The organism is Microcystis sp. M_OC_Ca_00000000_C217Col (assembly GCF_007095585.1).
Taxonomy (GTDB): Bacteria; Cyanobacteriota; Cyanobacteriia; order Cyanobacteriales; family Microcystaceae; genus Microcystis; species Microcystis panniformis.
Genome location: NZ_SFBV01000037.1, coordinates 1 through 12,502, shown reverse-complemented (window position 1 = coordinate 12,502; position 12,502 = coordinate 1). Strand labels below are relative to the sequence as shown.

Sequence of the window (12,502 nt, the reverse complement as noted above, 5' to 3'; positions counted from 1 at the left end):
GTCTATCTTTCTCTAAAAAAATGGAGAATCACGTTGGGGCTGTTTGGTATTTTATCCATGACTACAATGCACAGCAAAGCAAAGGATTAAGCCGCCATCACTACTACCGAATCACCACCTACTTTTGTGTCCTGTTGGATAGGTTTTGCACTGGATAAAAGTATCGTCAGCATGAGAGACTTAAGCGCACGCCTGAAAATGCAAGGAATTAATGTCAATACGTCAACGTTTTCTAAGGCGAGTAAAATCCGAGAGACAGAACCATTTGAGAAAATAATCAATAAATTAAATAAAAGTTTAGTAAACAAAAAAGGAAAAGAAGCAGCTCAAGCTTTATTTCCAATTGACTCGACAATAATCTCACTGACAAGTAAACTGTTGTGGACAAAAGGATGGCATCAAGTAAAATTATTTTGTGGACTAAATAGTATCACCACAGAAGTGGGGGGGATTGTGATCAATTTTGGTCAAGGACATGACTCTAAAGAAGGGAAAAAAACTAGAGAAGAAATTCCTGTAAATGGAGTTGGGGTAATGGACAGAGGCTTTTCTTCTAATGAAAGAATCAGAAAATTATTAGAGAAAAAAGACAAGCACTTTGTTTTAAGGGTAAAAAATGATATGAAGCTAGAAATGCTGGAAAATGGTCAGAGCAAGCTAGGAGCAGAAAAAAGAGAAGTGGCTCTTTAGCGATTTTTGTTAATTGTTTTTTTTCTAGAGCGAACTAATCAATTAAGTCTCTTGCCAGATAAGGATTTAGTCGATTTATGCCCCCCTATCGAACCATACCAAGTAACGAAGAACCAGAGAAGTAGAGGTAAGAATCGTTGAGTTTTGTGATCTAGAAAGTAAAAGTGAATTTCGGATAGCGACGGACTTACCCTTAGAAGGAGAAGGGGGGGTACGGGGGGAGAAATTGCCGAAATGTATCGACAAAGATGGCAAATAGAACTTCTTTGGAAGTTCTTAAAAATGCACCTCAAGCTTGACCGTTTAATCACAAAAAACGAGAGAGGAATTCGGATACAAATTTATAGCTGTATCATCGCTTATTTAATTTTACAGCTAATAGATATTGAAGAAGTATTTGGCAAAAGCTTATTAGATAAATTGCGCTATTTACAGAGTTTTATGTGTCAACATATCAGCTATGTACACTGGTTTAGGAAAATTGTCTATTCAATCTGAAAAATGGCGTTCTGGGGTTGTCATGTTCTTAAATGTAAAGTTTTGTTACGAGATTCAACATTTCTGGTTATCTTGGCATCTTGTCTGTTGATTTAGCATAAAGAGTAACGAAGAGCCAAAGACTTGTTAGATAGCATACTCAGTCTAAACAAAATTGAATTTGATGACTGAAGGTAAATTTTTAGCTTACATTAACATCAGCAAAAGCCAAGAGGTTACTAATGACTCAAGCGATTCGTCAAACAATTTTTGTTCAGTCAGATGGTCGTCTAGAAATTCATTCAGATCAGCTTTTCCCTGGAAGAAAAGTAGAGGTTATTATTATTCTGGAAGATGACCCTGCAATATCATCAGCAGAAGCTTTAGCCATTAAGAGATTGGAAAATTTAGGTGATCCGCAGGAATGGATAACTGGGGTTGAAGCAGAGGAAGAAATTGATGAGGATGAGTTAAGGGAATGGGTTAAAAGTTGTGGTCACTAAAAATCATTTAGAGTAACACGCCGATCGCCGCTTCATTTCTCCCTAATTTACTTAAACTTATGCAGATGTCTTCAGGGGGACGAGGGGGAGTTGATTGATAATAAATTCACCGAGTTGCACTTTTTTGCTGGCATTATCAATGTCTAAACCGACTAGGTTCCCTAATTCATCATAATCGGCAACGACTCCTTCTGAAATTTCTTGGCTATCAACACTGGATTTGTCTGCAAGGTGGATATAAAGGGAGTCTGTTTCTGGGTAGTAGTTAATCTTCATGGTCTAAAGCTCCGGTCTGGAAAGGCGTTGTGGATAGTCAGCTTATCTTCTAGAGTAATGACTCTCAGGTATCGATCGCCAAATTCTTTTATCTGCGCCCAAAAGCGAAAACGATTATCTTCTTGAGGTTCACAGCGAATAGGGTTTTCGATAACGTAAATACACCATTCTTTTTTGAGGTAAGGGCGTTTTGTTAAAACATCATTTTCAAAATAGTTAGTAAATGTATATTGTGGCCTAGAAATGGTTGTAGTCAGTAAGGGAGACTTATTATCGTTGAATTAAAGCAAGGAACTTAGATATTTCTCTGACTGAAAGTTTTTTGAACTGTCTAAGAAGTGTCACAACTGCTTCACTCATGGCTTTAACTGATAGCTTGTAGATTACTTTCTGTCCACTAGGGTAACACGGCGATCGCTCTTTCAAAAACCAAAATGATCGCAATTTTAAAGTTTAATTAACCAGAAGACGGCGATCGCACTGGATGAAGGTGTTTCTAATGCGATCGCCAATATCTTGCGGTGGTTCGGTGAAGCGGATTTGTCCATCCTGATAAATGCCTTCGATGGTTTTTAGCATGGTTTGCTGTTTGGTTGGTTTCCTTTTTAATTTTATCAGCTAATTTCAACGGGCTGGATATGCCATTAATTCGAGATGAACGAGATTATGCTTTACTCTGTGATTATATTCGTTAGTATCCTATGCGGTAGGGGTTTTATTTAAAATTCCAAGATCGCCCTATTTTTCGGTATATATTGGTTGATTGATGAAGGTTTTTATCGCTCTGATTTGTGGAAACGAGGTCTATACCGATAGAATATCCGCAAAATAGTCCTAAAAGTTTTGCCCAATAAGCACTTCAGGGTTCCATAAGCAAAAATTATCACACAAAGTCGAGAAGAGCCAATTCCTGACAGTATGGGCAATGAATGATGCGGGAGATGTTAGGGCAATGTAAGGCATCGCAATTTGGATTTAAGTGTTTTGAAAAAGCAAAAGGTGCATGGGATGTATCCTACGTGATTGGCGATCGCACTATCTACCCAAGCGAAGAAGGGGCTTTTAACCCCTCTTAAAAATTGCATTATAATTTATGTCGTAATGGATATTAAGCGTTAACCAATTGCTGTGCTAATTTCTTTAATCGCTCTTTTCCGCCACAATGATTTAGATAATGGTCTGCTGCACGAGATAATGCTGTGAGATTAGCTTCATCTGCCTGAAATGTGGAAATATCGGAAGTAATGACAGGCTGGATACGTTTATAATTATCCTTCAATAGTTTCTTTGCGGTATAGTCTGTGACATCGGAGGAGCCATCTGAAAATACATCCATTAGTGGAATTTGATTATGAATGTTAACCCAATCAAATCCGCCCCAAGTTGTTGCTTCTTCTGCACTAATACGACGATTAACTTGTCCTGTCCCAAACGAGGCGACAAAAATTTTATCTAGTGGTTTACCGTTTTCAATCGCTTCGGCGATCGCACATAGGGCAGGATTATTGGCGACAACTCCACCATCAATTAACGGAATACACTCTTCTTGAGGAAGTCCTAAAGAAAGCGGTGTCTTTGTTACGTCTTTTGTTAAGTCGCCTCGACGAATTCTTTCATTATCTGGACGCTCATATTCTGTTAAAGCGTCTAAATAGGCTTTATCTTTCAGCAGATAGCCTGCAAAAGCGACGGGTGCGGCGGAAGAAGAACGGCAGACTTGCCACACGGGAAGAGTTGCATATCTTGCTTTATATTTATCATCTGGGTTTTGTGCATTTTTTCCTTGACTGACAAAAATAACGGCTTCTCGATTATAGGTATCGTAACTGGTTACTAGGGTCGGTTTTGGTAAGTCTTTAAAGAGCAAAGTTTCGGGAAAAATGTTTGGTTTTTTAAGAACGCTTTCTAATCCTTCTTCTTCAAAGAGGGGAAGGGAAGGATCTTTTTCTTTGATTCGTCGCCATACTTCTGGCCATACGTTGGAGAATTTTTTTAGGTCTAGCTCTTTGAAAATGGTTTGACCATGTTCGTTATAAAACCCTAAAATTTGTGTGGCGGTCATTCCATTGGCAAGGCCACAGGCAATGATGCTTCCTGTTGAAGTTCCCGCGAAGAAATCAAAGCAATTAGTAAGGTTATATTCAGGATTAATTGCCTTAACTTCGTTTTCTAGTGTTACTAATAAGGTTGCGGTAAGCATTCCTCGAATACCACCACCATCTAAGCTTAAAATGCTGAAGTTTTTTGAGTTTTCCATGATTGATTTCTCCAGTTGAGTTGGTTACAAAATAGCAAGTTTCGGATGGGTTATAGGAGCGTAACAATGATAATTACAAAGCAAAAAGGTGTGTGAAGTAATGTACTCTACAAGAGCGGTGATCGTACTTTCAGATGGCATATGTAAATCTAGCAAGCTATATTATTTTGCTCTTTTTTGCTTCTCGATCTCCATTTTCTTTTCCTCTTTTTCTCTTATTCTTTTTTGGCCAAACTTCGTTGCGTAAAGATTTTCCCTTTACCTCTATCATCAGGTTCTGATATTTGGATTTGGCACTAGAGCGATACATGGGATTAAAGTGCCATTGAACTTGATCTAGAATATCAAAATTGACTCCTTTTTGCTCTAAACATTGAATAAATCTAGGAATAAAATAATCTCCAAGCTTACTGACCATCTTTGCAGACGTCCACTTAGAACCCTCTTCTGAAAGGTAAAATGTGTTACCCAAAAAGTAAAAAGCTCCTCGACGATTATCAAGTAATTCATGTTTTTTTAAATAATCATCAGCACCTGTTGTACCGACCGTGAAGCCAGAGGAAATAACTGTAATTTCTCCTCGTTTCATTAATTTGTTTATTATTGGCATCCAATTATTTTGACTACCATGATGGGGTAATTTAATCACCTTTATAAATAATTCTCTTTCGCCTTCAATCAATGACGATATTCTGTCATTTGCCGAATCTTTTTCCATATCACCAAGAGTTAGCATCTGCCATTTTTTTTCATCTTTTTCAACTGTTATTAAACAACCTAGACTTTTTTCATTTTCAATCTTATCTTCATCTGATTCTGTACGTTCTGCTTCCTTGAATTTGAATTTGTTAGGATCTGGAATTATAAATTTAATTGTTACCTTTAAATCGTCATCATTATTAAGACTTAATTCTTGCGAATCTTGATCATCGTCAGGAAAAGAAATTGTTGCATGATTTATTTTGGGATGTTTTATTATTTTTTCTAGTTTTTTCGTTAGTGTAGTTTTAGAAGGAAGAAAAATTTTGTTAGTGCAGCGTTCCACTACCTCTTTCCATTGCGTATCATTGCCTATATGATCTTCATGCAGATGAGTAAATATGACGTTTTCTAATGTGTGATCTGCCTGAATGCCCAAATGACAATATTTACGCTTTACCTGTGGTGCTCCCAAATCAATCAGGGTATGACGATCCATCTCTTTGCCATAGGTCAGTAAGCAACAATCACCTGCTTTATTTCCCCATCCACCGCCAAATTGAGTAATCTTGAGTCCCATAATCTTGCTCCTAATTAATAAACTAAAAAATTGACTTTCAAGAAATTGTAATACCCAGTATTTCTAAGCAGATAAAAGCTGTTTTGCCAACGCCTTTGCCCCACTCAACGGGTCATAGAAATTAAACGCTAACGCCAAAGTTTGCGGTTGTCCTTGCATAAACACCAGCGTTAATGCCAAAGACACACTGCCCCCCCTCGCCGCCATCAGCGTCGCCTCGAATCGTGCCGATTTAACATCTAGCAAACCTCCTAAACTGTACTTGACGATAAACTGACCCACATCGGCGATTGACCCAATAGAAACTTTGAGTCCTTGTAAGGTTTGAGTCGCCACAGATAACGCTGCCGTTGCCGTTTCCCGTGCAGTAAACAAACCAGCAATCCGCACATCCGCATCAATCGGGAAATTGACAATGGTTTTCTCCAAACCGCGCACCACCTGCTTGGCCCCTTCTAATACCCCATTGGCCGTCTCCCGTGCAGTAAACAAACCAGCAATCCGCACATCCGCATCAATGGGAAAATTGACAATCGTTTTCTCCAAACCGCGTACCACCTGCTTGGCCCCTTCCAATACCCCATTGGCCGTTGCCTTAGACGCTTCAACTCCACCGATATAAGTATAAAGTCCGGCAATTTCAGAACCCTTAGCCGTCGCGTAGGCCGACAATTCCGCCCAACGGTAACTCTTTTCGTACCATTTAGATTTATTAAACCAGCGTTCCTTATTGCTAATATCCTGTTTTAGCTGTTCAATTCTTCGCTTGGTGTTATCAATCTCTCCCTGAAGGGAATTCACATCATTTTGCGCTCGTTGCACCGCTCCCTGAGCATCCCGCATCCGCCCAGAATCGCGGTCTCGTTCGCGCTGAATGGTTTGCCGCATATTATTAATATCCGTATTGAGCTTATCCACCTCCCGTTGAGCAGAAGCAACTGCCGCCTGAGCATCTCGCATTCGCTGGGCATCGCGATCGCGTTCCCGTTGAATCGTTTGCCGCATATTATTAATATCCGTATTGAGCTTATCCACATTTCGTTGAGCGGAAGCCACTGCATCTTGAGCATTTGAAAGGCTTCTTGTTGCCTCATCGGCGGCGGCTTTAATGGCATTCGAGGCTTCTCGACGGAGATACTCCAATAAATCATTCCGCATCGTAGCAACAATAAAGAAATCGCCCCCTTGCGTTAAATTTTGTCCCCGTACTTCTAGAGTACATTCAAACAAATCAAAAATCTTGCCAATCGTCGTAAACGTAAAACCACTATCCGAGAGGCGGATTTGGGTTTCACTACGAATCCCCAACAGTTCGACTGCTCCTGATATATCCAGATTGGGAACGGTTTTTGGGCTAACCTTGAGATAAAGTGAGGGTTTAGGCTTGCCTGTGGCTCCTGTAAGCTTAAAGATACCCGCTAAGTTAATCGGTTCCACATCCCCTTTCACTTCAACTCCATCAAGATAATCAATTTTTAGATAGCCATAGGCTCGCAATCCCCAGAAATACATCGTTCCTTCTAATTGCGTCCCTTGCTCGAATTTTAATTCCCCAATTGTCGTCGGTTGCGGAACAATGTAGATTTTGACGTTTTCAAAGCCAATATCTAAAACCGTTTTAGCCAGAGAAGCGGGAATGGCTTGTTTCACCGCAGTTCCACAGAAAGTACCGATCACGTCCAGGAAATAGAGGCGATTAAAAGCGATCGCCAGCATACTGCGGCTCGGCATAGCCGAATCAAATTTCACCGCCACTACACCCTGAAATTCCCCAATTTGCAACGTACCAGCAATTCCTACCGTCGGTAGCGGTGGCGGGAAACTCATTCCTAGTTCGATCGCGACATTGGCAATGGACACCCCTTTCGCATCAAAAGGATCTTGCCAAATCCCCAACATAGTCGCTTGAAACTCAGCCGAGCGCGGTTTGACTTCCATGCCACCAATAAACCGCAGGACGCTATTATTCAAAATGGCCGTTACTGTCCCCATTAAGGTTAGCGAAAAGTCACTGGGAGCAGGTTTTAAACGAAACCGAATATCACCAAAGGCAACACCTTTACCTAAATCGAAACTGCCATCAATTGAGGCTTCTAGAACTAAATCGGCTGGTTTTCCACTGATAGCGGTATAAACATTGAGGGACGTAATTCCCAAAAGCGCATCCACACCTAATCCAGACAGATTCATGCCCGCAAAGAAGTTTAGCCCTCGAATGATAGCCACATCACTCCGTTGAGCCTGTACTCGTGTGAGAGCGAAATTGCGATCATCGCTAGAAGCCAGAATTAAAGCCGTATTGGAAAATTTGAGTCCATCAAGCACCCTGAGTTCATCGGCAATCTCTGAGAACTTCCAAGAACTGGGAGGCATAAATCCAGCCGTAAAGCCCCAACGATCGCTAATTTTCTTCACGATTAACTCAACTTGCCCCAAGCTAGAGCCTGCGGCTAGAGAGAAGGATTTTTGCTGAGGTGCAATAGTCACCTCTACATCCGAAAAAGACAACGCCAGCACACTAGCAGGAATCGGCAAATCACGAATCACCTCACTCCCGCAGAGTTTTTGTACTAAGGGTGACAGATTTAATGAGGGAATATGGCCTTGTAAAACAAAATCGCCAGGGAATTGATAGGTAATGGGGAAGCGGGCTGTATTTACTTCTAACGTCCCACTAATAAATCCCGTAACGGAACGCTGACGAGTTGTTGCTTCTGCCTGAGTTGAGTTTGCCGATCTCAGCACTTGAAAAGAAATATCTTCAACTTCTAACCCATCAACACCAATGGGAATCGGCCAGCTATTGCTCGATTTTCCAGTCAGAGAGAATTCTCCAGTTTTGGGGGTGACTGCAATTTCAATATTGGCAAATTCAAAATTGGGAAGATCGGTTGGTAACTCAACCATTGCAAAGAACTCTTCCAGAATAGCCGACAGACTCAATTTAGAAATTTTTCCACGCAGAACGAACTGATCTTCAATATCGGCAACGAGACTGACTTCGGCTCCTGCAATCATCAATGTTCCAAGGATTAACCCCGATACAACAGTTTTGCCGTCAATGCGGGCTACTTCAAAGTTAGTTTCAACTTGCTGCAACTTTACCAGTTTAGGAATAATTTCCCAATCGGTTAACGCTGAACCACTTAGGGAAAAAGCTCTGTTTTTAGGGTCTAACGTCACGCCCAACTCAGAAAAGATAATATCTGGAAAACCTTGAGGGACAGAAACTTCATCAGAGGCAAAGAAGTTAATCAGCCGTGTTAGACTCAGCCCTCCCCCCTGAACCATATAGCCGTGCATGGCGAATCTCGGCAAAGAGGCTCCAACGCTAAACCTTGCTAGATTATCAATGCTCAGTTCTCCTGACAAATCACAAACCAAAGTACGGTTTTCAGAAGAAGTAGGATTATCTACTAAAAAATAAACTGAGACATTTTCAATGGCGATTTTGTCTGTTATTTTCCAAGGTTGTATTGAATTAACATATACCGCGATCGACTCTAGTTTTTTCTCCGTTGAACTAACATTCAGTGTAAGTCTGGAGAGAACTAAACCCTGTTCGGGACCATAGCCATCAGGTAGTAAATCAGCAAGTGCAGTTCCATTTAAAAGCCCAGTTAACTGAGAAAGTCCTGATAAAGAAAAATCTTCTGGATCCGCTTCAAAGGTCAAATCTTGATGAGAGCCTCGAAAGGTCGAATAAATTGGCAAATCAACGGAATTATCTGAGCTGCCAACCTTAATCTGAGTTTCCAGCGCAAAGTAAGCACTGGTGTAAGGAGGAAGACCACTTTCTGCTTCATCGATCACATCGGCAACAAGATCGAGTTCTAAAGAAGGAACGCTTAAGTAGCCCAAACTAATATCTCCTGTGATGGGAGCATTAAGAAAAATCTCCGTCCCTTTAGGAGTAGGCACGATTAAGCCAGTTACTTTCAGAGAGAGTATCTCGCCAATAAATTGACTTAAGGGAATGAAGTCATTATCAATTGTCAATTCGGCTTCAAACCGAAGCCCAGAAACCTGCTCAGGTTCTTTAACTTCAACAGAATCAAGAATTAATTTGGGTTGTTGAAAGATTAGCCGATCAAATAAAAATTCTTCCTCTTTTAACCCCATTTGGGTAAGAATACTTGTTCCCAAACTCGGAAAACTTTGAGTAAATTTCCAAGTATTTGGCAATAGTGTAACTAGAGTCATTTGTGGCTTCTGATCTTTTAAGTAAAATGTAGCTTCAACCTCAAGATCTGGAATGGAAAATAGCGAAGTTTTCCCGCTCACAATAATATTTTCAGTTTCAGTTCTTAATTCTATCGTTTTTATGTTTAGTGGCTCATCAGATAAGAATTCTTTGAATAAAAACTGAACATTTTCAGATTTAATTGTAGTATTTTTTAGCAATAAATTGCCATTCGCAATATTTCCTTGCAGTGTTTTTTCAAGGTTTTCAATAGTCATAATTGCATCTCAAAACTAAGTTAAAATATCCAGCGTAATTCCAAATTTACAGCTAATTTACTGAGTGACTCTACTTGGGAGTTGCCATTGCCTCTTCAAAAGCAGCTATCGCATGAATTAAACGGGGATCTTCCTCAATCGGGCGATCATATACCCCATCCTCCAAGGCGAGTAATTGCTGTTTTAACGCTTCTAACTCATGTCTAATAGCCCACTTTTTAGTTTCTAAATTCCCAATCTCCTCCTGCCAAGCGTTAATTTCTTTACCACGCCAATTAATCTCAATATCTAACTTTGCTTGTTCTTCTGTTCTATCAGTTCCAGGTAACGAGTGAAACCACTGCTTCCAGTGGTCAATTTCTCGTTTTCGATTCTTGGCTTGTTCTTTAGCTTTATCAATTTTGGACTGATTTTCCTCTATTTCGCCTTCTTTAGCTGAAATCTTATCATTAAGTTCGGCCTTGTTAGGTTTTCCGCTTTTTCTTTCCTCCAAAAGCTGAAATCGAACCGCATTAAGGATTTGATCTGGAGCAAGTCCAACGCCTCGACCATCGGACAGATCGTTCGATATAGAAATTTCAGGCATTTTCTTTTTCTTAGAAGTAGCAGTAACAACTTTTCTACTGTAATCACTTGTCCTTTCCAACACAACCGAAGTTTAGGAACTTAAGGAAAAAGTCAGTAAAATCCACCCAATCCCTTACCCCGCCTAACTTTCAGCCCCTCAACCCTCCCGCAAAAATCCTTAACTTGGGAAAAATCCCCAACTTTACCAACTTAAGCGCAAGCATTGTCAAAATATCCTGACAATCTCCCCCCACTCCGACTCCCCAAATTTTTGCTTCATACCCAAGACCACAAAAACCGAGATGGAAATATCCCACTTTTGTCATCTGGACAGGCTAGAGAGCTTACCCCACAGTAAAAATGAGTAGCGCATCTTGCCTGAGCAAACTTGGGACGATCCCACAGCGACGAACCTATAATGAAAAAAAGCCAAGCCTTAACAACCATGAAATTAACCCTAAAGCCCGAACACCAAAAGCTGATCGAAGCCAAACTAGATACAGGGCGTTATGCCAATCCAGATGAAATCATTGCCGAAGCCTTACAATTACTCAGCAAACGCGATCAATATCAACAATGGGCAGAAGAAGTTGGCCAAAAAATTGATATTGCCGCCGAACAATTAGATCAAGGCGAAGGAATTGACGGAGAAACCGCAATCGCTCAACTTAAAGCAAGACTTCCAAAAAACTGTGAAGCTTAAATATTCATGAATCAATACATAATTTCGACTGAAGCCCTTCGAGATATGGAACAAATTCTTGATTATTTGGCTAATACTAACATTAGTGCGGGTGAGAAATTTTTGGAGGAGTTTAGCAAAAAATGTCGTTATCTTAGCCAATTTCCGCTAATGGGGCGCAGTTATCGAGAGATTCGTCCCTATTTGCGTGGCTTACCGATGAAAAACTACATTATTTTCTATCGCTTAACTGAGCAAGGGCTAGAAATCATGCGTTTTATCAAAGTAGAGCGAGATTTAGAAGCTTTTTTCTTTGAAAACCCCTAAAAAATCAAGGCAATTACTTTTTTTCAACTGTTTATAATAGAGATCGCTACAATGTCGAGTATCCCCCCATCCCAAAGCAGCCATGACAGCCAAAGAACAACTCCTCCAGGAAATCGAACAAGCTCCCGAATCTCTAATCCAATCCTGCTTAGAATTGATACTCTCCCATAAAACTCCCGCCCCTTCACCGCAAAATAACAAACCAATTTGGGAAATCGCCGATGAAATAATTGCCACCATTCCCGAAGAATCCTTTGACCAGATCCCCACCGATGCGGCGGCCAACTTGGATTACTATCTTTATGGCAATTCTCCTCAAAAATAATGCCGACCCTCTTCGCCGACACATTTTATTGGGTTGCCTTGGTTCGTGCTAAAGATCAATGGCATAGACAAGTGCGAGCTTTTAGTAGGTTAATTCAAGATTATTCTTTAATTACAACCGATTTAGTCTTGGTGGAATATCTTAACTTTTTTGCTAAATTTGATCAACCCATGAAACAAGGTGTCGTCAATTTCTATCGCCAAATCCAAACCTCTCCAAATCTGCAAATTATTAGCCTTGATTCTTATTTAATTCAATCAGGTGTAGAACTTTATGCCAACCGTCTAGACAAAGGCTATAGCCTGACTGATTGTGTCTCAATGATTGTGATGAAACAAATGGGAATTTATGAAATACTCACCATGACCAGATCATTTTGATGCTGGAGAGCGTTCGCTTTTTAGGATATAGAACGGAGTAATGGCGTTTTGGGAAATATGGGAAGTGCGCTCTTGGCTCTTCTAGGTTCTGTGTGAGGATGGTATAATAATAATACAGGACAGGAGGTGGGTTATGTGGATAAATTTTGATCAACTCCTCGATTTACCAAATGTAACAGTGGTCAATTATCAAAAAATTGCTCAGACAATTTTCCTAAAGCTCGCTCTTTTAAATGAAACAATTGAATGTCCGAATTGCCATCAAACCTTGGACAGAA

Annotated in this window: 12 protein-coding genes and 2 pseudogenes; 8 read left to right on the top strand and 6 right to left on the bottom strand. The window is 40.4% G+C overall.

Going from position 1 to position 12,502, the window contains the following annotated elements; translation table 11 throughout:
- The first annotated feature begins 171 nt into the window (after positions 1–171).
- The 3 genes and pseudogenes from EWV66_RS02030 (at position 172) to EWV66_RS02020 (ending at position 1,670) form a co-directional block, all read left to right on the top strand.
- A complete protein-coding gene (locus EWV66_RS02030; RefSeq protein ID WP_287115885.1) occupies positions 172–690 on the top strand; it encodes a transposase in 519 nt (172 codons plus the stop codon).
- A gap of 130 nt (positions 691–820) precedes the next feature.
- A pseudogene (locus EWV66_RS02025) lies at positions 821–1,188 on the top strand (transposase); the annotation flags it as partial.
- A gap of 221 nt (positions 1,189–1,409) precedes the next feature.
- Positions 1,410–1,670, top strand: a complete 261-nt coding sequence (locus EWV66_RS02020; protein ID WP_052278228.1) for a hypothetical protein — start codon at positions 1,410–1,412, stop codon at positions 1,668–1,670.
- A gap of 57 nt (positions 1,671–1,727) precedes the next feature.
- On the opposite strand, the gene EWV66_RS02015 is transcribed toward EWV66_RS02020, so the two are convergent.
- The 6 genes from EWV66_RS02015 to EWV66_RS01985 all read right to left on the bottom strand — a co-directional run bounded on the left by EWV66_RS02015 (position 1,728) and on the right by EWV66_RS01985 (position 10,529).
- Complete coding sequence (locus EWV66_RS02015) at positions 1,728–1,946, bottom strand: DUF2283 domain-containing protein (protein WP_002769327.1); 219 nt, start codon at positions 1,944–1,946, stop codon at positions 1,728–1,730.
- A 453-nt stretch (positions 1,947–2,399) separates the two neighbouring features.
- On the bottom strand, positions 2,400–2,525 hold the full coding sequence (locus EWV66_RS02005) for a hypothetical protein (RefSeq protein WP_255520613.1): 126 nt from the start codon (positions 2,523–2,525) through the stop codon (positions 2,400–2,402).
- Between the two features lie 529 nt (positions 2,526–3,054).
- The gene (locus tag EWV66_RS02000) at positions 3,055–4,203 is read right to left on the bottom strand and encodes a patatin-like phospholipase family protein (RefSeq protein ID WP_287107881.1); all 1,149 of its coding nucleotides are present in this window, start codon (positions 4,201–4,203) and stop codon (positions 3,055–3,057) included.
- Positions 4,204–4,360: 157 nt separating this feature from the next.
- Entirely contained in the window at positions 4,361–5,482 is a 1,122-nt protein-coding gene (locus EWV66_RS01995) for a ComEC/Rec2 family competence protein (protein ID WP_072927526.1), read from the bottom strand.
- A gap of 63 nt (positions 5,483–5,545) precedes the next feature.
- Entirely contained in the window at positions 5,546–9,685 is a 4,140-nt protein-coding gene (locus tag EWV66_RS01990; protein WP_287107880.1) for a hypothetical protein, read from the bottom strand.
- 328 nt (positions 9,686–10,013) lie between these two features.
- Complete coding sequence (locus EWV66_RS01985; RefSeq protein WP_287107879.1) at positions 10,014–10,529, bottom strand: hypothetical protein; 516 nt, start codon at positions 10,527–10,529, stop codon at positions 10,014–10,016.
- A gap of 399 nt (positions 10,530–10,928) precedes the next feature.
- On the opposite strand from EWV66_RS01985, the gene EWV66_RS01980 reads away from it, so the two are divergent.
- From EWV66_RS01980 to EWV66_RS01960, 5 genes and pseudogenes are all read left to right on the top strand, one after another.
- Positions 10,929–11,213: a ribbon-helix-helix domain-containing protein gene (locus EWV66_RS01980; RefSeq protein ID WP_002762871.1), complete on the top strand. Its 285-nt coding sequence runs from the start codon at positions 10,929–10,931 to the stop codon at positions 11,211–11,213.
- Between the two features lie 6 nt (positions 11,214–11,219).
- The gene (locus EWV66_RS01975) at positions 11,220–11,519 is read left to right on the top strand and encodes a type II toxin-antitoxin system RelE/ParE family toxin (protein WP_052278223.1); all 300 of its coding nucleotides are present in this window, start codon (positions 11,220–11,222) and stop codon (positions 11,517–11,519) included.
- An 82-nt stretch (positions 11,520–11,601) separates the two neighbouring features.
- Positions 11,602–11,844 carry a hypothetical protein gene (locus EWV66_RS01970; protein ID WP_002762874.1) on the top strand — a complete coding sequence of 81 codons (243 nt, stop codon included), beginning with the start codon at positions 11,602–11,604 and terminating at the stop codon, positions 11,842–11,844.
- The gene (locus EWV66_RS01965) at positions 11,844–12,224 is read left to right on the top strand and encodes a type II toxin-antitoxin system VapC family toxin (RefSeq protein WP_052278222.1); all 381 of its coding nucleotides are present in this window, start codon (positions 11,844–11,846) and stop codon (positions 12,222–12,224) included. The genes EWV66_RS01970 and EWV66_RS01965 overlap by 1 nt, the downstream gene beginning before the upstream one ends.
- Before the next feature lie 133 nt (positions 12,225–12,357).
- Positions 12,358–12,502, top strand: a pseudogene (locus EWV66_RS01960) (ISL3 family transposase); the annotation flags it as partial.

Excerpts from the sequence above, each read along its gene's own strand:
- EWV66_RS02030 (WP_287115885.1), top strand. The coding sequence starts at position 172 with ATGAGAGACTTAAGCGCACGCCTGAAAATGCAAGGAATTAATGTCAAT.
- EWV66_RS02020 (WP_052278228.1), top strand. The coding sequence starts at position 1,410 with ATGACTCAAGCGATTCGTCAAACAATTTTTGTTCAGTCAGATGGTCGT.
- EWV66_RS02015 (WP_002769327.1), bottom strand. The coding sequence starts at position 1,946 with ATGAAGATTAACTACTACCCAGAAACAGACTCCCTTTATATCCACCTT.
- EWV66_RS02005 (WP_255520613.1), bottom strand. The coding sequence starts at position 2,525 with ATGCTAAAAACCATCGAAGGCATTTATCAGGATGGACAAATCCGCTTC.
- EWV66_RS02000 (WP_287107881.1), bottom strand. The coding sequence starts at position 4,203 with ATGGAAAACTCAAAAAACTTCAGCATTTTAAGCTTAGATGGTGGTGGT.
- EWV66_RS01995 (WP_072927526.1), bottom strand. The coding sequence starts at position 5,482 with ATGGGACTCAAGATTACTCAATTTGGCGGTGGATGGGGAAATAAAGCA.
- EWV66_RS01990 (WP_287107880.1), bottom strand. The coding sequence starts at position 9,685 with ATGACTCTAGTTACACTATTGCCAAATACTTGGAAATTTACTCAAAGT.
- EWV66_RS01985 (WP_287107879.1), bottom strand. The coding sequence starts at position 10,529 with ATGCCTGAAATTTCTATATCGAACGATCTGTCCGATGGTCGAGGCGTT.
- EWV66_RS01980 (WP_002762871.1), top strand. The coding sequence starts at position 10,929 with ATGAAAAAAAGCCAAGCCTTAACAACCATGAAATTAACCCTAAAGCCC.
- EWV66_RS01975 (WP_052278223.1), top strand. The coding sequence starts at position 11,220 with ATGAATCAATACATAATTTCGACTGAAGCCCTTCGAGATATGGAACAA.
- EWV66_RS01970 (WP_002762874.1), top strand. The coding sequence starts at position 11,602 with ATGACAGCCAAAGAACAACTCCTCCAGGAAATCGAACAAGCTCCCGAA.
- EWV66_RS01965 (WP_052278222.1), top strand. The coding sequence starts at position 11,844 with ATGCCGACCCTCTTCGCCGACACATTTTATTGGGTTGCCTTGGTTCGT.